General features: G+C 52.2%; 15 protein-coding genes. 7 read left to right on the top strand and 8 right to left on the bottom strand.

The annotated features are described in order from the left end of the window. Positions 1-126: 126 nt before the first annotated feature. From ACR0IU_RS08490 to ACR0IU_RS08470, 5 genes are all read left to right on the top strand, one after another. Complete coding sequence (locus tag ACR0IU_RS08490) at positions 127-1,059, top strand: SdiA-regulated domain-containing protein (protein ID WP_170399833.1); 933 nt, start codon at positions 127-129, stop codon at positions 1,057-1,059. A gap of 219 nt (positions 1,060-1,278) precedes the next feature. Beyond that, positions 1,279-2,823, top strand: coding sequence for a ShlB/FhaC/HecB family hemolysin secretion/activation protein (locus ACR0IU_RS08485; RefSeq protein ID WP_480715937.1), 1,545 nt, complete (start codon positions 1,279-1,281; stop codon positions 2,821-2,823). A gap of 1,465 nt (positions 2,824-4,288) precedes the next feature. Continuing rightward, entirely contained in the window at positions 4,289-4,663 is a 375-nt protein-coding gene (locus ACR0IU_RS08480; RefSeq protein ID WP_010443491.1) for a DUF4345 domain-containing protein, read from the top strand. A gap of 16 nt (positions 4,664-4,679) precedes the next feature. Continuing rightward, the gene (locus ACR0IU_RS08475; RefSeq protein ID WP_480715936.1) at positions 4,680-5,537 is read left to right on the top strand and encodes a DUF302 domain-containing protein; all 858 of its coding nucleotides are present in this window, start codon (positions 4,680-4,682) and stop codon (positions 5,535-5,537) included. A 385-nt stretch (positions 5,538-5,922) separates the two neighbouring features. Continuing rightward, the gene (locus tag ACR0IU_RS08470) at positions 5,923-6,699 is read left to right on the top strand and encodes a 2-keto-4-pentenoate hydratase (RefSeq protein ID WP_480715935.1); all 777 of its coding nucleotides are present in this window, start codon (positions 5,923-5,925) and stop codon (positions 6,697-6,699) included. A gap of 125 nt (positions 6,700-6,824) precedes the next feature. Here the strand turns inward: ACR0IU_RS08470 and ACR0IU_RS08465 are convergent, their stop codons facing one another. Then, the gene (locus ACR0IU_RS08465; protein WP_480715934.1) at positions 6,825-7,313 is read right to left on the bottom strand and encodes a hypothetical protein; all 489 of its coding nucleotides are present in this window, start codon (positions 7,311-7,313) and stop codon (positions 6,825-6,827) included. A 75-nt stretch (positions 7,314-7,388) separates the two neighbouring features. Here ACR0IU_RS08465 and ACR0IU_RS08460 point away from each other — a divergent pair, with 75 nt between their 5' ends. After that, positions 7,389-8,216 carry a hypothetical protein gene (locus tag ACR0IU_RS08460; RefSeq protein WP_480715933.1) on the top strand — a complete coding sequence of 276 codons (828 nt, stop codon included), beginning with the start codon at positions 7,389-7,391 and terminating at the stop codon, positions 8,214-8,216. Positions 8,217-8,263: 47 nt separating this feature from the next. Here ACR0IU_RS08460 and ACR0IU_RS08455 read toward each other — a convergent pair whose 3' ends face one another. The 6 genes from ACR0IU_RS08455 to ACR0IU_RS08430 all read right to left on the bottom strand — a co-directional run bounded on the left by ACR0IU_RS08455 (position 8,264) and on the right by ACR0IU_RS08430 (position 13,454). Beyond that, positions 8,264-8,455: a DUF3291 domain-containing protein gene (locus ACR0IU_RS08455; protein WP_480715932.1), complete on the bottom strand. Its 192-nt coding sequence runs from the start codon at positions 8,453-8,455 to the stop codon at positions 8,264-8,266. Between the two features lie 29 nt (positions 8,456-8,484). Next, a complete protein-coding gene (locus tag ACR0IU_RS08450) occupies positions 8,485-9,174 on the bottom strand; it encodes a hypothetical protein (protein ID WP_480715931.1) in 690 nt (229 codons plus the stop codon). A gap of 611 nt (positions 9,175-9,785) precedes the next feature. Further along, a complete protein-coding gene (locus tag ACR0IU_RS08445; protein WP_170399544.1) occupies positions 9,786-10,583 on the bottom strand; it encodes a transporter family protein in 798 nt (265 codons plus the stop codon). A gap of 165 nt (positions 10,584-10,748) precedes the next feature. Then, entirely contained in the window at positions 10,749-11,729 is a 981-nt protein-coding gene (locus ACR0IU_RS08440) for a CobW family GTP-binding protein (RefSeq protein WP_480715930.1), read from the bottom strand. A 14-nt stretch (positions 11,730-11,743) separates the two neighbouring features. Next, positions 11,744-13,210 (bottom strand): guanitoxin biosynthesis MBL fold metallo-hydrolase GntH, encoded by a 1,467-nt coding sequence (gene gntH, locus ACR0IU_RS08435; RefSeq protein WP_217354401.1) that lies wholly within the window; start codon positions 13,208-13,210, stop codon positions 11,744-11,746. Positions 13,211-13,235: 25 nt separating this feature from the next. Next, on the bottom strand, positions 13,236-13,454 hold the full coding sequence (locus ACR0IU_RS08430; RefSeq protein ID WP_170346907.1) for a hypothetical protein: 219 nt from the start codon (positions 13,452-13,454) through the stop codon (positions 13,236-13,238). A 99-nt stretch (positions 13,455-13,553) separates the two neighbouring features. Between ACR0IU_RS08430 and ACR0IU_RS08425 the strand changes: the two genes are divergently transcribed. Further along, positions 13,554-14,888 carry a tetratricopeptide repeat protein gene (locus ACR0IU_RS08425; RefSeq protein WP_480715929.1) on the top strand — a complete coding sequence of 445 codons (1,335 nt, stop codon included), beginning with the start codon at positions 13,554-13,556 and terminating at the stop codon, positions 14,886-14,888. A gap of 365 nt (positions 14,889-15,253) precedes the next feature. Here the strand turns inward: ACR0IU_RS08425 and gyrB are convergent, their stop codons facing one another. Next, the gene (gyrB, locus tag ACR0IU_RS08420) at positions 15,254-17,671 is read right to left on the bottom strand and encodes a DNA topoisomerase (ATP-hydrolyzing) subunit B (RefSeq protein ID WP_170473682.1); all 2,418 of its coding nucleotides are present in this window, start codon (positions 17,669-17,671) and stop codon (positions 15,254-15,256) included. Positions 17,672-17,763 lie beyond the last annotated feature (92 nt).

Genomic DNA, 17,763 nt, shown 5'->3' with positions numbered 1-17,763 from the left:
CCCTATTCAATTCAATCGCAACAGGCGGGATCAGGTAAAGAGATTACAGTGCATTCTTCGGACATCGTATCCGGACTGTGATACGAACGCTGATACAGGAATGTGGTCCAAGCGCGAGAGAATCCAATGACAGAAAACAGATTGTTTTCGTCAAAAGCTGAAATTTCACGGTGTTTCTGCAAACTTAGACGACTCGCTGTTGCGGCCAGCTTGGTTGCGGCAGCCTTCTTGCCTTGGACCGATTTTGCCTGCGCCGAAAGTGCTGAATTGGTTCTGGTCGATAAATTCAAGGTGGCAGACAAATCAGAGGGATTTTCAGAGCCTTCCGGTTTAGCAATGTCTAACGCTGGAGGCTTCTTGTGGTCTGTAAGTGATGCCGAACCTAAACTGCACCTACTCGGTGTCGACGGGGTATTAGGAAACTCTTTCAAGTTGCCAGCATTGGCAGGATCAGATTTGGAGGGTGTTGCACCTCGAAAAGATGGGTCTGTTTTGGTGCTTCAAGAAACTGACCGATCAATCCTAGTCGTTCACCCAACTGACCCCATTCAACTGACTACAATACCTCTCGCATCTCTTAAAGGTTACCCGACCGCCGCTGCATTACTCATCGACAACCCTTTGAACAAGGGCCCCGAAGGCATCGCCGTTGACCCGGAATCTGGGCGGGTCTTCGTTGGCATTGAGGGACAACCAAGGTTGTTAATGGTGTTATCGCCAGAGCTAGACGAAATTATTGAGATCATTCCTCTAGCCCGCAATGCAGGTTTTATCTCCGAGCGTGTAGATGATGATGAACTGGATTTGAGTGGCCTGGCATGGTCCCGGTCCTCGCGTTCTCTTTGGATTGTGAGTGACAAAAGCCGTCAGATCTTCGTCTACAATCCAAAATCCAAATCAGTAAAGTCTATCAGTTTGACGTTCACAGAAGATGGAAAACAAAAAGAGGTTAAACATCCCGAAGGGATCGCTCTCGATGAGACCAGAGGGCTTCTCTATATCCTGACGGACGATGCCAAGAAATCGCGGCTTTATGTTTTTGAGCAACCGGAGTTGTGAGGACTGTCCTACTAGTTCTCTACTCTAACTGGTTGAGAAGCGGGGTTGTGTAATTGAGCGCCGCCGTATGTGCGGCGTACTAAGTAATTCTGCGCTCTGTTCGATATGTTTCTTAAAAACATCACCCATCAATGTATTCGAATAGCGTCAGGTTCACATATGCGAACCACGTAATAACATCGGGCTTCAACATGCTCAATCACGCTAAGGTTGTAGAAAATGCCCGTAACCAACTCGGTTGTAATTGCGATCATTTGCACTTTTGTGGCCATTGTTTCAGTGCCAAAATACAGCATTGCACAAACTTGGGACATAGCATCACACCACTCTGTCAGCGGCGTAACGGTGTATGATACTGATGAGCTGTTAACGTTTGCCGGTCAGTTGGCCTTTAATCGGGCAGGGCGCATCACAGCGGTGGAGGTCGCATCAACGATCACTCAGATCTACCGAGAAGACGGTTATTTCTTGGCTGAGGCCTGGCCCGGTCCTGATGGGCAGAGCATAATTGTTGATGAAGGGCGCATTCAAACCATCGAAATTGAAGGTGTAGATACGCGCACGTTCCAAACCCTAGAAAGGATTTTTCGCCCTCTCACAACCGCATATCCCATGACGCTAAAACGATTTGAGCGGGCGGTGATGCTGGCCGAGGACATACCTGACTTGGAATTGTCGACCGAACTTGACTACCCGGATCAGGCTGGTGCGCGGCTGAGAGTGTTGGGAGAACCACTGCGCAAACAAGCCGGCAGCGCGACACTCGACAACCCTCCGCGTGAGCTTGGAGAAGCGCTCAGCTTCTATGTCGTACAAGAGTTTTATTCGATGCTGACCGTCGGGGATTTGCTGCGATTTGAGGGGTCAGGTAACTACAATTGGGACAAAGACGACGAACACTCTTTATGGGGCGCTGTTACCTATCGCACACCGCTGCACAGCAATGGTCTGTATGGTGAGATCTTCTACGGGAACATAAATGCAAAACGTGACCTCTCGGGTGATTTTGCAAGAACAGATATTGATGGCGAGAACTTCACCGTCGCGTTGGGTTACCCCGTGATCCGAGATGTGGCCCGCTATGGCTATCTGCTGCTGGATTATCGCCTTTCCGAAGCGGACTCAGTCAGTGGCGGCGTTCCATTGTCTAGTGACGCGAGTGTCGTTGGCCTTACATATCTTTACGGGCAAAACTATCCAAAAGGACAAGCTCTGGAAGCAGGGTTAACGCTGTCTTTTGGCGATAATGAAAACGACACCACAGACGCAAGCTTTGACGACGGGGACTCTTCGTTCTGGCATCTTCGAGGCGGCGTCGGATACGAAAGCCCATTAACAGCCTTATCGCCCAACACTGCGTGGCGGACAGAAATATGGGGGCAGTACACGACGGACAGATTGCCATCTGTCGAAGAGTATTTCCTTGGTGATCGTTATGCTTTGCGCGGATATCGGTTTGACGAAGTGGACGGTGATTCCGGGATTTCCGCGACTTTCGAAGTGTCTCACTCCTACTTTCCGAGCTCGCAAAGCATTCATCGCTTAACGCCATTTGTCTTTTTCGACGTGGGTTACATCTCGAACAACGACCCTGCGAGTTTTGAAGTTGATAATGCTACACTAGCCTCAACAGGTCTGGGTTTGGACATTGAGTTTAAGCGAAACCTATTCCTGTCCGGATATGTCGGTGTCCCTTTGAGAGACGGCCCTTTGACCGAATCTGGCGATCCTGGCGCGTATCTTGCTCTGACAACAAGTTGGTGAGGATGTTATGAAACGGAACCGCATTGCTTTGCTTGCAGCAGCTTGTTTGTTTGCAGAACTGGCCGCTACGCAGGTCGTCGCGCAGGGAAATCATTTCGGGTGGTGCCGAGGCGTAGGGAACCCACACCAGTCGAGCCAAGGGTGCGGGCAGGCTGGTGGGCAAGGGGCAGGTAATCAAGTTACTGGCCCAACTCAGCCGGTGGCAAATCAGTTGCCGCCTAAGGGAACGCAGCAAACGCCCACGTCCGTTGCTGTTCCAGTCCTTGCGCCGGGCGCGGTCCCGAACGCAATTCCCGGTCAGGTTCCTATTGCGACACCGATAGCGGTTCCTGGTCAGGTTCCCACGCCGGTAGTAGCGCCGACCCTAACTCCGCCTCTGGCACCAAACGCGACACCAAACCGGGTTCCGACAGCTGTTCCAAATCAGGTTCCGCCATTGGCCACTGGTCCCACCGCGGTGCCGCCGCAAGTTCCGACTGCGACTCCTAGTCAAGTTCCGATAGCTATCCCTGGCCAGGTTCCGCCTCAACCTACCGGCCCAACAGCGGTGCCGCCACTTGTGCCCACCGCAACACCAAATCAAATACCAGTCGCAGTTCCTGGTCAGGTCCCACCTCAACCCACGGGTCAAACCGCTGTGCCACCGCTCGTCCCGACTGCAACACCAAACCAGATTCCGGTCGCAGTGCCCGGCCGCGTTCCGCAACCCAGCGGCACTACAGCGACACCACCGCTTGTCCCAACCGCAACCCCCAATCAGGTTCCCACGGCGGTTCCTGGTCAGGTTCCACAGTTGACACCGAAACCTACGGCAACTCACGTGGCAGTCCCAGGACATCCGAATCCACAAGGCGTCGTGACAATCATGCGTCCTAAGCCGAGGCCGACAACCGGTACTGTCCAGCAACCTGGCACAACACAAGTGACCCACCATTTAACCCACCAAAGAAATGCGAAGAAACACGATCACGTCGCAGCAACACCTGGACGACATGACCCGCACGATTTACCGAGATTCCGCAACGCGGCGGCCAAGGAAGACTGGGAATGCGTTGCCAGCGGATTTGGACAGCGCCGGTATGATGCTGGGCGAGGCGTGTTGCTGAACAACGGAGCGTTGCGGCACCTCGGAAACGTGGACGCAATGGCCCGGGATGTACCTGCTCGTCATCCAAAACACTCTGGATGCATTATTTCGGTTAAACGAAAGCGGCAGTAGCGCCAGTCTGGTAAAGGTACATCTAGAAACCTTAGAGGAATTCTTCCGAGTGGGAAGCTGGTTTCCAACCAAGGTTAAGTTGAAGAATAGACATCAACCGAAGGTGTCATCTCTCAGAAGGTTAATGAGGCATACAATATGCCTTTCTGATTGCTGTTTGGGCATCCGGCTCGGATCATCGGTTGCCTCAAAAAACCGATTGGGAAATTCGCAAAAGAGCGAAACCTCTACGAGAAGGAGTCCTCCATGAGTGCTAGATTGGTACTTTTGCTTGCTGCCGTCGGCCTCGTGCCAATTGCGTTATCATACGGTCTGATGCCCGGCAGTTCGATCCCAGTTTTGCTGGGATTTCCTGTGGAAGGGACGAACCAAACCCACGTGTTCCGAGCGATTATGGGTCTTTATCTGGCAAACGCTTTGTTTTGGTTAGCGGCTGTGGCGAAACCAGATTTACAACAACCGGCGCTTTGGGTTCTTTTTTTGTTTATGTCGGGACTGGCAGTTGGACGCATGCTAAGCATTCTTATCGATGGAGTTCCAAACGGGGTACTTCTATTTTTTCTTGCGGCCGAGATAGCTTTTGCAGCTCTGGCGGCGGTTTCCCTGAGAAAAGTACAATGAAACAGGAAGTGTTAAAGTGCTGAGGTTTTTCTTTGTTCTCTCGATGATTACAACCGCGTCGGTTTCGACCTCCGGTCTGGCACAATCGTCATCTGTTCAGACTGCGGTGGACAAAAACTTTTTAGAGCTTGAGACTGCCGTTGTCGAAGCCGGAACTACTCCAATCGCATCGATAGATCACGCGCGTTTGGCCAAAGCTGAAGGCGTAGAAATGCCAGCATCACGTGTACTCATTTTCTCTGATCCAGAGATAAACACGCCCATTCTGGAAGAGAACGTACGAGCAGGTCTGGACCTTCCTTTTCGCGTTCTCTCATTCGATCAGAATGATCGCCCGCAGATCGCCTATACAGACTCTCAGTTTCTCAAAGTGCGGCATGGTCTGAATGACACCCAAGCGTTAAATACGTTTGAGAGCAAGCTGCTCGAAGTTCTGAACGGCTTGGATGCAGCACCAGCGCCAACCAGCGAATTGTTTGCCGACTATGGGGTCATCGAACTGCGATCTCAGCTCAGCGTACCAGAGGCAGTCGAACGTCTCAGGACAGCCGTAATGGGGCAGGACGATACTGTCTGGTTTGGGGAAATCGATTTTGCGACCGAAGCTTCCCAACAGGAGGTGGCGCTGCCGGATACGGTTCTCTTGCTGTTCGGCGGACCAGCACCCGGTGGCGTGGCAATGGCGGGCTTTCCGGCAATTGGTTTGGATGCCTTTTGCCAAAAACTACTGGTTTATGCGAATGAAGAGGGCGGCTCCGTAGTCATTTTCAATGACATCGCTGCCTTGGCGGAGTTGCACTACGGTTCCTCTGCCGAGCCTCATCACGGTTTGAACAAACGACTTACCTCAACATTTCGCACTGCAATTGAGTAGCCGCTGGTTGGAAGTCACAATTTTTCTGAATTGCTATATTCCGTATTTAGCTGCCCATTCTGGGCTGGGTACACTGCTCAAATTGAATTCAAAAAATGCTCTATTTCCACTAGGGCTTTAGGCCAGGCAGGATCATACTCTGGCATCGTATTGTTTGCTGTCTCAAGGCCAATAAAGCGCGCATTCTCGATGCCGGAGGCGAATATCCTACCTTGTTCTACACTGTGCATCCTGTCTCGATTAGCGTGCATGACCAGAGCCGAACAGGTGATCCGCAGAAGTAAATCGGTTACGTCGACCCCTGCGACCAGTGGTCCAATCTTGAGCCAATCCTGATGGACCTCGCTTGCATCGCAATCCAGCCTTCGGCAGGTATAATGCGAATATGACAAGAGATATTGAAGCTAACGCTCAGAAAATCGCTGATGCCCTGAGCTCTGCCCAGCAGATATCTAAACTGTCTTCAGAGGCAGAACGGCTAACGCTGGATGACGCATATTCGATTGCAAGTCGCGTCCGAGAGCTTCAGGGCAAAAAGAGAGTCGGCCGAAAAGTCGGCTTCACGAACCGCACGATTTGGCCTGTTTATGGTGTGGATCAACCCATTTGGGGAGAGGTCCACGCAGATGGGCTGTTTTCGACTGATCAGCCGGTAAACTTGGCAAGGTATTCAGAACCGAGGATTGAACCAGAAATCGTACTAGGCCTTGGCTATGTCCCGACGGCTGAAATGAACAATGAGCAGTTGGCAGGTTGCGTGGAGTGGGTCGCTCCGGGATTTGAAATTGTTCAATCGATTTATCCCAAATGGAAATTCTCGTTCGAAGACTCAATCGCAGCACAAGGACTGCACGGCTGCCTTGTTCTTGGCGACAAAATCGCGGCGACGCATGATGTTTTGATCGGCTTGGCCGAAGTGCCACTAACATTGTTCAAGGGCACCGAGGCTATCGAGTCCGGCAAGGGGGAAAACGCGCTTGGAGGCCCAATTGAAGTCCTGGCTCATCTTGTGTCTCTGCTCTCCGAAGCCGACCAGCTTCAAGGAGGCGAGCTGGTTACAACCGGTACTTTGACAGACGCATGGCCAGTGTCTCCGGGTGAAGAATGGTCAGCTGGTTTTGGTGGCGTGATGGACACCGAGCTATCAGTACGATTTACATGAGGCTTTGGTAGAGTGGTGACGCCGACTGCACCAAAGAAAAGTTACTCTCAATAGCTGACCATGATGGTCTTCCACTGGTTTCATCAATTCTGGGATGCAAGTTACACCATGCTATCCAAATCAGATTACATGATGTTTCTCAGGCACCCCGCCTGGCTATTGTGCACCAAATCTCTGGCAAGTAATTGATCGGTGAGGATCAAAAGCTCTAAACCGAGGCTTCTAAAGATATTTGGCAGTAGCAATGTGCTCTCATTGTGCTTCAACAATCTAGAGTGCCGCACTTCCACGAAGAGCCTCCGACCATCAAAACAAATGACTTCAAAATCAGGAGTGTAGGGTTTTGGCTTGTATCCCGTTCCTTTGAACTTGGTGATGAGCTCCGCTTTTGTTGGATAAACACGACCTGATTTCAGATCGAAAGTGCAGGGTTGCGGCCTGACGGCTTTAACCTTCGGATGCAGGTCGCAACCAAAGGCAAAACTTGCCTCCAATCCACTTTCAGTCTGGATCACGCCCTGTGCTTTTCTTGCGGACAAGAAATGGGACTTCTTTTTTTGCCCTCTTCGCCAAGCTTGGCGCGCAGGGATTTCTGCTCTACTGTCGATTTTCATAGGGTATTCCCTACAATATCAGCGTCGTCTTTTACAATTAATTGTTGACGTTGTACAATAATGGTGAACTAACCGATGCGAAAAAGCAACGGCCTCGAAGACGTGGCAAAAAAAGATAATTGGATAGATTTTGGTGAGGCCCTAGCAGAAGCGGTCGAAAACCCAATAAAATATGACCTTCGCACATCTTCGGAAGTTCTGAATATGGTGGCGGAACTAAGAGGGAAGCGTGCTCATACCCTGAGAAACCCGCTCGAAGCATACAAGTGGTTAAAAAAGAGATTTCCTGACGTAGAAAAAGATAGACCAGCTTGGTTGGGTATGACCCTGGTCATGTTTTTGATGAAAATAGAAGAACTGGATCCGACCACTGCTGAAAGACTAGCGCCCCAGGTCTTCGGCGGACAAATGAGACAAGTCGAGCTAAAGGCCGAGTTCGACCGACTCCGACAGGAGCGAGCAGAAAAGCACTCAGATACAAATCTTTCAAAACTATCCTCTCCTCAACGCGCGCAAATTTTTGATCAAACTGTTTTCTCTTTTCTCAGGGTATATGGCCCCAAGATGTTCGAATCCGATAACGCGGTGCTCAAAGACGGAAGGAGCCTAGGTTCATTGTATCCTGACTACGTCATCGAAGTTGATGGGAAGCCCAAAGTAGCGGTCGAAATAAACGCGCACAGGACGAGAGTAGAAAGACAGTTCGCAATAAACACACTTGGCTATCTTTGGCTCCTTAGGAGACTTGTACCAGAGGCGCTCTTAATCGTACCTCAAGACTCTGGTTATGACCTAAAACATCTGGCAAAGCTCCGAGATGAAATTGGCCTTGATGGAATTCGTTTCGCAACATTACCAGAAGCTGGAGCCAAGCGTTTTGAAGACTTGGTGGTTCAGGAGTAAGTAACGGGTCAAGGATAGTCGATCCAGATTTGTGGTCGCTGGGCTGCTTATTTAACAACCATATCTTTGCCAGTTGCAAAGTCGTAAGCCTCCGGACTTGGCCCATCTGTTCTCAACCGAAGAAGTCTTTCCTTTCCTTCTGTCAGGCTCGGGATATGGCCAGCCCGGATTGGCCAGATATTCGTCTGTCGAGTAGCAGCCCAAATCGGACATTCACATTTAGACCTTGCAGTTTCCAAGACGCCAAAGAGCGAACTTTTGCAAGAGGCTACACCCGATACCAGTTTTCAACGTCTCGGGTAGCTTCCTCGACTGTAAAAGTAGCCTCTACCTCTGCGACTACACACCGTACTTCATCCGAGCTTGCATTGAGTTCTAAAATACTCGCCCCCAGATCATGGGCTGACCCGGCATTTGAAAAAATCGTATCGACCCCAATTCTGATGGCGTTTCGATGTTGCAGTAGGTGCTCAAAAAACCGCACATAAATCATCTCCTCGTACGGAGAATGACTGTCCGCTTCTGAGATCAAACCCAATTCTGCGGCCTTGGTACACGTCAAACGCCAAGCCAGCTCCATTGTCGATGGAGGCGCATCTCTGGCCTCATCAGGGTGTTTTGGGTTCGCAAACGTAGACCTTCGGATGGCTTCGAGATTGGCACGCAAGCTCATTGTAGGAACAGGATAGATGAATGTGGTTTCCTCGGATGCTAAGGCTGGTTCAACCTGATCCGGCTGCGCCTGGATGAACTCGGAAAACCTGTTTCCGATGATAGGGACTTCACCGACAATCATGTCTGTGGGATCGGTGGTCTCTGCGAGCCATCGCGCCAGGGCTCTCCGGCCCCACAATCCGGCTGCCTTTCGGATCAACGGATGAGTTCCATCTGAAACATCTGGATACTTTGCGAGTATGTTTTCGGTCTGAAACGCCGCGAGTCCTGTATCCCACCGCATGATATGTACGCGTCGTCCCAACGAGACCGAAATGGATATATGCTGGCGCAACAGAAATGACTTTCCAGACGCTGGTAATCCAGTGAAGAAAACCATGCGGCAACGACGTGCAGCGTCGGCAAGGTGTTTTCCAATCTCGGTTTCCGCAAAACTGTCGATAGAAATTGCGTATCTCCTAATTTGGTGTCAGCCGCAGACCGGAGCGGCAAGCGTTCACCACCTCCAAAATTGTTACCCAAGAAATCCGGCGATTTCACAGATAAATTGTCAACCTAAATTGCCCCAAAGCCCAGGCTGAGAGCTTTCCATTGAACATAGATACTTCGGGGCTCGCAGCAAATCCATGGCGCGCCCGGCTTAGACGGCAATATCAGCTCCTAGGCGTTACCAGGATGATCCGACCAGGTAGATAAGGTTGATGAAAGACACGCTGCATTACCCATGGGGACTGGCTAGGCGATGCCTGCTATGGGTTTCAATTACTGCTCGCAGCTCAAACCGGACCTTCATTACGAGCTCTACATCCTCCGAGATGCGGAGCAAACTGCCGTTCGCTTTCATCAGCGCAATGCCTGCATCCGGTAAGCGGTATTCTCTCAGGAAGGGCTCAACTATTTGGGAAATAGCAAGGTAGCTACAAGTCTTACGCCCCAACCGTCAGGTCCACTATCTGGGCCGTCGGCCCAGTAGCGTACTCCCCCGCCTACGCTGACAAGTTGATCCCCGAGTTGGGTAACTTTGGTGACAACACCGTTGATTGGCACAGACCATTGATCGGTTTCCCAGTTGTAGGTGGACTCAGTGTTTAATGTGAACGTCCACGCGTTCGAATTTGTGTAGGAAATAAACGGCTGTAAGAACGTCTGGTTGATGTCGGTATCACCATCAATGTCCCAGATGTGATTTGTCAAGCCACCATATGTCCACTGACCCTGCTGTTTGAGTGCCACGCCGGTAACTCCAGCACCCCACTCTCCGAGACCTAAGCTGTTATCTGTCGACGTTGGCAGCAGAAAAACGGGGCCAGCCCCCCAGATCCAACCGCCCGCACTTGGTTTTTTGGGCGAAAGGAAAAAGCTTTGAACAGTATCTCCTAGCCCAGTCTCGGATCCAGAACCCGGCAAGCCACCATCTATGGAGGCAATTGGAAGAATTGTTCGGGATATGAGGTTCCAATCATCCGTAAGATCAAAGGGAACAACCGGTTGTACGTTTAATATCCAATGCGAACCATTTCTGTCGGCACCCAAATTCTGATCATAATTCAGCTGGAATGGTACACTAATGAGAGCGGCCACGGGGTTAGCAAGTTGCTTTGCTAGTTCTTCTTCCCGGGACTCTGCCCACGCAGTACCAGAAAGGGCACCAATCCCGGCAAGTATGGAGCAGCGTAGCAACCTGAGGTTCATAGGCGGTCTCCTCTTAGCTGGCCGTTTTCTCATGGGTGGCTTGCACTTGAGATCGCCAGGTTGGCAATGACGTCAATGGCCCACTCACAGTCCGCCGCCGCCGAACTGGATGACATTATCCAGCACGGTTGACTTATAGCCAAAATACTTGATCGAACATGGCTTTCAGACTGTCTCCATAAGCGTATCCGAAAGCACATCCTCGGAGAGGGCCCCCGGTGCGCCTATGGCGACAAGCCTTGTTTCGGGTTTGCGGTCACCCCATGTTCCATCCCGTGCGATGTCCATACGTTTTCCAACGACCTGAACAAGAATGCGATGATCCGGATCCTCCTCACTGAAGACAAAACCCTTGAGACGATAGACATCACCGGGAAGCTTCCGAATAGCGCTGCGGAGAGAGGATAGGCTTATGGGGTGTTCAGCTTTCATCATAGTTGTTGAAAAGCTGTCTGAATGATCAGCGTGGAGGCAACCGCAGTCGGGGCCATGTTCATGATGATCGGGTATTTCTGTGTGTAGCTGTTCGGCGGCAAAGCGACCGACTGAAAGAAGTATATCCAGTGGGACGTCCGCATTGACAGCTTCGACCAAACGATAGCGACGGAAGCGAGACCCGAGCCAATCGTGCACCCTTTGAACAGCGGCCCTGTCGACAAGATCGACTTTGTTCAAAATAACCATATCTGAGAACGCGATTTGACGCAGCTTCAGTTCCATTTGTTCCGGCGCAGCAAAAAGCTGTTCCGCATCGACCAGACACATAAGGCTGTCCAAGCGGATCATGTCCCGAAACTTCTGATCGGTAAATGTCATCGCAATTGATGACGGATCCGACACTCCACTTGCTTCAAGGACGATGTATTCCGGTTTCTCGGGCCGGGCGAGAACGGCTTCCACCGTTTCGATCAAGTCATCTCGTATCGAGCAGCAAACGCACCCATTCGCGAGGCTCATGACGTCATCTTCGAGGCCGACCACCAAGTCTGCATCGACGTTTATGGATCCAAAGTCATTTACAAGAACCGCAACCCGCAACCCGTGATTGCCTGTTAGGATCCGGTTCAAAAGTGTAGTCTTACCGGCTCCAAGAAAGCCGGTAAGGATCGTTACGGGGATCGCAGAAGTCGAACCAAATTCAATCATTGTTCGATCTCCTCTCAGTCTTCATCACGCGAGCCGATTACATCCGAAACTTTGATGGTAAAGTCCTGCGGCCAGTCCCCGCCGGGTGCTCGGAAAACGTCAGTTGGGTAGTATTCGCGTGGATCGATCTCCATATCACGGTACTTCTGGTCTTGCTGATCTGCTCGGGTGAGCCTCGGATTCGGTAATGTGATTTCATCCGGAAGCTCAATACGCCCGGCCTCGGCTGCCGCAGCCAGTTCACGAAATGGTGGCACAGTACCGGATTTTCCGGGCAATGCAGCTTTCCTGTACCAGATTGCATCCTTGGTCACGTTCACAACGGCTACATCGAGACCCCATTGGAACAGACCGTCGTAGTGGGCGCGAATACCAGCCAGCATTTCAGCGTCAATGTCTTCGTCCTGGGTATAGTGTGTCACCATTCCCAAACGCGGCCTTGTGTCAGCAAAGAGCTTACCCACGGCATAGTGGGAGGTGTGATGCGTATCGATAGTGTAATTAAAGAGATCCTGTGGGATACCGTATTTGTAAGTCATCAACTGACCAATATCCTGTCCCGACATTTCGGTTACAAAGACATCAACGCCTTCGCCGTATTTCCGTGAAAGCTCATCCGGGCGTCCATCGCCAGTCCATACAAAGCTCAGACCGTTCCAATCGAGCCGATAACCAACTGCGCCGTCCTTGGCATGACTGCGCGGCCAGGACCGAACAGTCACACCTTCTTGGTCATAAACGATGCCACCTTCTTGGCGGAAATCGAACTCGTTGACCTCGATCTCATAGCCGTCCCCAATCGGGAACACATCAAAGGCCTCCAGATGCCATTTGAGCATCTGTTGCATGCCTTTGACCATACCGGCTGTGCCAAGCTCGGGTGTTCGACCTGACGGCCCATGGATGCGTAGTGGCGTGTAGCCACCCGACCAGGCACGGAAGGGGTAAATATACGGAATGTCGGCATAGTGGTCGACATGCAGGTGAGAGATGAAGATGTCGTTGATCAACTGCCCAGGCACTTGCATCGCAATGATGTTGCGGACACAACCGGACCCAAAGTCGAAGAAGAACCGTTTTCCATTCCCCAACTCCACCATGATACAAGTACCCGCCTGATCTTCGCGCGGCGGATATGGTGTTGAGCCGCAGAATGAGATGCGCATCTCATCTGGCCCCAACTCCTCACTAAGCGGAAAATAGTTCGCATTTGAACCAGTCATGTACTTCGTAGGACGGAAGTACTCTGGCAAAGAGATGCCGCCTGCGGGTCGACCACCATATGGGTTCTTGAGTGTTTCTCCAAGTGGACCGTCTCCTTCGTGGGCCTCGGCACTTCCAGCCGCAAACCCAGCTGCCCCTGTCGCAGCCGCTCCAGTTGCCAAGCCCTTAAGAACACTCCGCCGCGACGGGTCTTCAATTTGATCTGATGCCCGAACCTGTTTGTCGTCCTGGTCTTTTCTATTGTCTTCCTTGGTCATGGATTGGTCCTCAGTTGGAAGTATCTCAAAGGTTGCGCTTCAACATCCGGCGAAGCTCGTTGATGAGTTCAGATTTGATGTGGGCCCATTCGGCGCGCTCTGAGGCCGAGATCGATGCGTCTTTCGAAAACGCAGATGCTTTCTTCAGGTCTTCGATGACTTCGCCGAGTAGCGCATCCGTTCCGATACGCCCCGAAAGCACATCAGAAAGTTCTGGAATTTCTTCAATCAGGTCGACCGTCACTGGAAAAGTCCCGACACCCACTATCTATTCTCAAATCAAGATGAGTGCGGTTGACCGCAAAGGCCAAGTGAGTCACCGTGAGTTGGGGGTGAGTTGACATTGAACAAATCCAACGATTTAACAATAAATCAACATGTTGGACAGCCTTCTCCGGAACTCATCCGGGAAGCTCTGAGTCGAATCGTATCAAGCGACGGGTTTCAAGCTTCACCACGACTCACGCAATTTCTCACCTATATAGTCGAGGAATCTCTATCTGGTCGAAGCACTCAGATTAGAGGCAAAGCTATCGCTGTTGAGGTCTATGGGCGGCGCATAGATGGTACTGGTGGTCAAAACCTGGTTCGCGTTGAGGCAAGGCGGCTGCGTCGTCTTTTGCATCAGTTCTACGAAGATCACTGGGACGGCAATGGAGTTCGCATTTTTGTTGACCCCGGCGGATACAAGCCGCGGTTTTCATTCGAACCTGCAATCGAAGACCGCACATCAAGTGAACTGAAGAGCGACAATCCAGTTGGCCGTTGGCGTTCGCGGCAACTGCTGCATGCAGGACTGGGTGTTCTTGCATTGGTCGCTGTGCTTGGCATCTGGATGAGCCAGGATAGCAGGGAGGTTGTGCCAACAACTCGATCCATCGAACAAGCAGAACGTGTGGCGCTTGGTGAACAATCATTGACACGACTCCAGGCGGTCAACCTTGCGGATCAAGCCCGCGGCATGTTTTTCCCCGTTTTTGATGTCAAGCGTCAGCAAATAGCGCTGGGAATGTTCCAGCACGCTAGGGAACTCGACCCGGCTCTGTCCGACGGCTATGCCGGATCAGCGCAGGTCTTGGCTATCCTGGCAGTGTTGTCGCCGGATGAAGCACAAAGGGATGATCTCTTCAATCAAGCCTCGGAAATGTCTGGAAAAGCGCTTGAATTGTCCCCCTCTGATGCGTGGGCAAACGGCGCAAATGGTTGGGTGCTGGCTGTCAAAAACCAGCCAAACGAGGCATTGAAATACGCTAGAATGTCCGTCGAACTGGCGCCGAAGGATGGCCATATTCTCGACGTTGCAGGTATGACCGCCATCTTGGCTAACGCCCCGGAACTTGCTGCCGAGGTTAGCAACCCGGAGAGACCCAAATCAGGATCTGGTAGGTTTGGTGCGAGAAACATCTGGGGCGTTTCACAACTAATGCTCGGGAACTACGAAAGTGTTGTTGAAGCCTTTCAGGGAGCGCCAGCTGCCGGAGCGCCAGTCAGTGCGCCTTCGCTCTTATTCCAAGCCGTTGCGTATGATCAGTTGGGAAATTCAGAAGAAGCACGACGGCTCGTCGCTGAAATGCGCAGGACATGGCCTGAGTTTCCGTCCGAGTTTCTCACCGGCAGGATTTTCCACAACGACGTCAATACGCGGAACATAATACTGGAGACGCTGAGTAGATACTGACGAAACGTATCGCGCCTATTGCCTAGAAACGAGCGTCAAAATCAATTCATATAATTCCGCTTTGAAATCACACGGCGTTGATAAAATCGGTGATTGAGCCGGACCACGCCGTCTGTCGATTGAGGATGGGCTTTGCAGATTTGCAAAGCCCGCTTTCTGCGCATCGCAGACCTTCGCGAGAATCCAAGGTTCCTTAGGGAGGCCCATTGCGGGATTGAGCAAAGCAAAGGGCCATAACCGCGACGACTAAGCCATAAACTGATTTAATTCGTCGCTAATGCGGACAAACGCGCAGCGCAAAACTATGGGCGAACTACGCAAATTTATGGGGTGCGCGAAGTGTTATGGGCAAACCTACAACTAGATCAGAAATCCAGATTCTCGACGCTTAGCGCATTCTTCTGAATGAATTCTCGGCGTGGTTCCACAACGTCGCCCATAAGCTTGGTGAACAGGTCATCGGCCTCAACCATATCGTCAACTCGAACCTGCAATAGTGTCCGGGCATCTGGATCGAGTGTGGTTTCCCACAATTGGTCCGGATTCATCTCACCCAGACCCTTGTAGCGTTGCAGTGACAGGCCCTTTTCGCCCTCTTCCAGAATCGCGCGCAGCAAATCCAGCGGGCCGTGGATGATTTGGGACCGATCGCGGCGGATCAGGGTCGCCGGAGTATTATAAACCTCTTGCAGGCTTTGGGTGAAGCTGCCGGTCTTGCGCGCCTCGCCCGAGCGGAGCATGGGGCCGTCCAGGGTGCGAACCTCTTCCACACCGCGCAGGATACGGGCCAGGCGGATGCCGTGATCTTGTGTGATCCTGCCTTGCCAGCCGCGTTCGTATTCCAGTGCGATCAGATCCAAACGGGCCGCAACCTTGTCGGCCACGCCTTGCAGGTCAGCATCCACCGCACCTGGCACAAAAGCACCGGCGACGGCGGCTTGCTCAAGGATATGACGTGGGTAATGGGTTGGGAACGCATCCAGCACACGTTTCAGTTGACGCGCTTCATCGACGACGCGGGTCAGGTCCTGGCCAACTAATTCTTCACCGGAACCAAGCTTTAGAACCGCACCTTCGACGCCTTGATTAACCAGATATTCATCAAGCGCAGCCTGGTCCTTCAGGTAAACCTCAGATTTACCTCGAGAAACTTTATAGAGTGGCGGTTGCGCGATGTAGAGATACCCCCCTTCGATCAATTCCGGCATCTGCCGATAGAAGAACGTCAGCAGCAGGGTCCGGATGTGCGCACCATCGACATCCGCATCGGTCATAATGACAATTTTGTGGTAGCGCAGCTTTTCGATGTTGAACTCATCGCGACCAATGCCGGTGCCTAGCGCCATCACAAGGTTACCGATCTCCTGGGACGACAGCATCCGATCAAATCGTGCGCGCTCGACGTTCAGGATTTTACCGCGCAGGGGCAGCACCGCCTGCGTCAGGCGATCCCTACCCGTCTGAGCAGAACCACCAGCCGAGTCTCCCTCTACCAGAAAAACTTCGGTCTTGGATGGGTCTTTCTCGGAACAGTCTTTCAACTTTCCGGCCAGATAATTCACATCCATCGCCGTTTTGCGGCGGGTCAGTTCGCGCGCCTTACGGGCGGCCTCACGGGCTAAAGCGGCCTCGATGATCTTGCCGACGATGCCCTTTGCCTCGTTCGGGTTTTCTTCGAACCACTCGGACAGCTTTTCGTTCATCAGGCCCTCGACCGCTGGGCGCACTTCGGACGACACCAGCTTATCTTTGGTCTGGGATGAGAATTTGGGGTCAGGTACTTTCACCGACAGCACACAGGTCAGGCCTTCACGCGCATCATCGCCGGTAAAGCTGACCTTTTCCTTCTTCGCGATGCCGCTGGACTGGGCATAGTTGTTGATGGTCCGAGTTAGCGCGCCCCGGAAGCCCGCCACATGGGTGCCGCCATCACGCTGCGGGATGTTGTTGGTGAAGGGCAGAACCGTCTCGTGATAGCTGTCATTCCACCACATCGCGATTTCGACGCCAATATCGTCGCGCTCGCCTTTGATGTAAATCGGCTCGGGCATGGCCGGAGTTTTCGACCGGTCAAGGTACTTAACGAACTCTTTGACACCGCCTTCATAGAACAGCTCGGTTTCCAACCGCTCTGCCGGGCGCTCGTCGATCAGGATGATCCGCACGCCCGAATTCAGGAACGCCAGTTCGCGAAGACGTTTTTCCAGCGTCTCGAATGAATACTCGAGATTCGAAAACGTATTGGTCGAGGCCAGAAAGCGCACCTCGGTTCCAGTGCGATCGCCGCACTCATCCACAACTTTCAAATGTTCTGCAGTCTCACCACCTTCAAACCGCGCCACATGCTCCTTGCCAGCGCGCCAGATGCGCAGTTCCAGCCAATCGGATAGTGCGTTCACCACCGATACACCCACACCGTGCAGACCACCCGACACTTTGTACGAGTTGCTGTCGAACTTACCGCCCGCGTGCAGCTGGGTCATGATGACCTCGGCAGCCGAAACGCCTTCTTCGGGGTGAATATCGACCGGAATACCGCGACCGTTGTCGCTGACTGAAACGCTGGAATCGGCGTGGATTTTCACGGTCACATGGTCGGCATGACCGGCCAACGCCTCGTCAATTCCGTTGTCCACGACCTCGTATACCATGTGGTGCAGACCCGAGCCATCATCCGTGTCCCCGATATACATGCCTGGGCGCTTGCGAACCGCCTCTAAGCCTTTGAGAACTTTGATGGAATCTGCGCCGTATTCCTGGGGTGCCTGTGCGTCTTCGGACATGCCGTTAGTACCTATATTATTTTGGTAACTTATACGTTTTCTGGTGGGGAATGTCACGCGATCCCCCAACATTTTGTGGTTCTGATCCGCTT

The organism is Ruegeria sp. CL5, assembly GCF_056536485.1.
Note: the sequence above shows the minus strand (reverse complement) of the source record. Positions and strands in the feature narration are given on the sequence as shown.

Excerpts from the sequence above, each read along its gene's own strand:
- ACR0IU_RS08445 (WP_170399544.1), bottom strand. The coding sequence starts at position 10,583 with ATGAACCTCAGGTTGCTACGCTGCTCCATACTTGCCGGGATTGGTGCC.
- ACR0IU_RS08460 (WP_480715933.1), top strand. The coding sequence starts at position 7,389 with ATGCGAAAAAGCAACGGCCTCGAAGACGTGGCAAAAAAAGATAATTGG.
- gyrB (WP_170473682.1), bottom strand. The coding sequence starts at position 17,671 with ATGTCCGAAGACGCACAGGCACCCCAGGAATACGGCGCAGATTCCATC.
- ACR0IU_RS08480 (WP_010443491.1), top strand. The coding sequence starts at position 4,289 with ATGAGTGCTAGATTGGTACTTTTGCTTGCTGCCGTCGGCCTCGTGCCA.
- gntH (WP_217354401.1), bottom strand. The coding sequence starts at position 13,210 with ATGACCAAGGAAGACAATAGAAAAGACCAGGACGACAAACAGGTTCGG.
- ACR0IU_RS08490 (WP_170399833.1), top strand. The coding sequence starts at position 127 with ATGACAGAAAACAGATTGTTTTCGTCAAAAGCTGAAATTTCACGGTGT.
- ACR0IU_RS08440 (WP_480715930.1), bottom strand. The coding sequence starts at position 11,729 with ATGATTGAATTTGGTTCGACTTCTGCGATCCCCGTAACGATCCTTACC.
- ACR0IU_RS08485 (WP_480715937.1), top strand. The coding sequence starts at position 1,279 with ATGCCCGTAACCAACTCGGTTGTAATTGCGATCATTTGCACTTTTGTG.
- ACR0IU_RS08450 (WP_480715931.1), bottom strand. The coding sequence starts at position 9,174 with ATGCGGTGGGATACAGGACTCGCGGCGTTTCAGACCGAAAACATACTC.
- ACR0IU_RS08470 (WP_480715935.1), top strand. The coding sequence starts at position 5,923 with ATGACAAGAGATATTGAAGCTAACGCTCAGAAAATCGCTGATGCCCTG.
- ACR0IU_RS08465 (WP_480715934.1), bottom strand. The coding sequence starts at position 7,313 with ATGAAAATCGACAGTAGAGCAGAAATCCCTGCGCGCCAAGCTTGGCGA.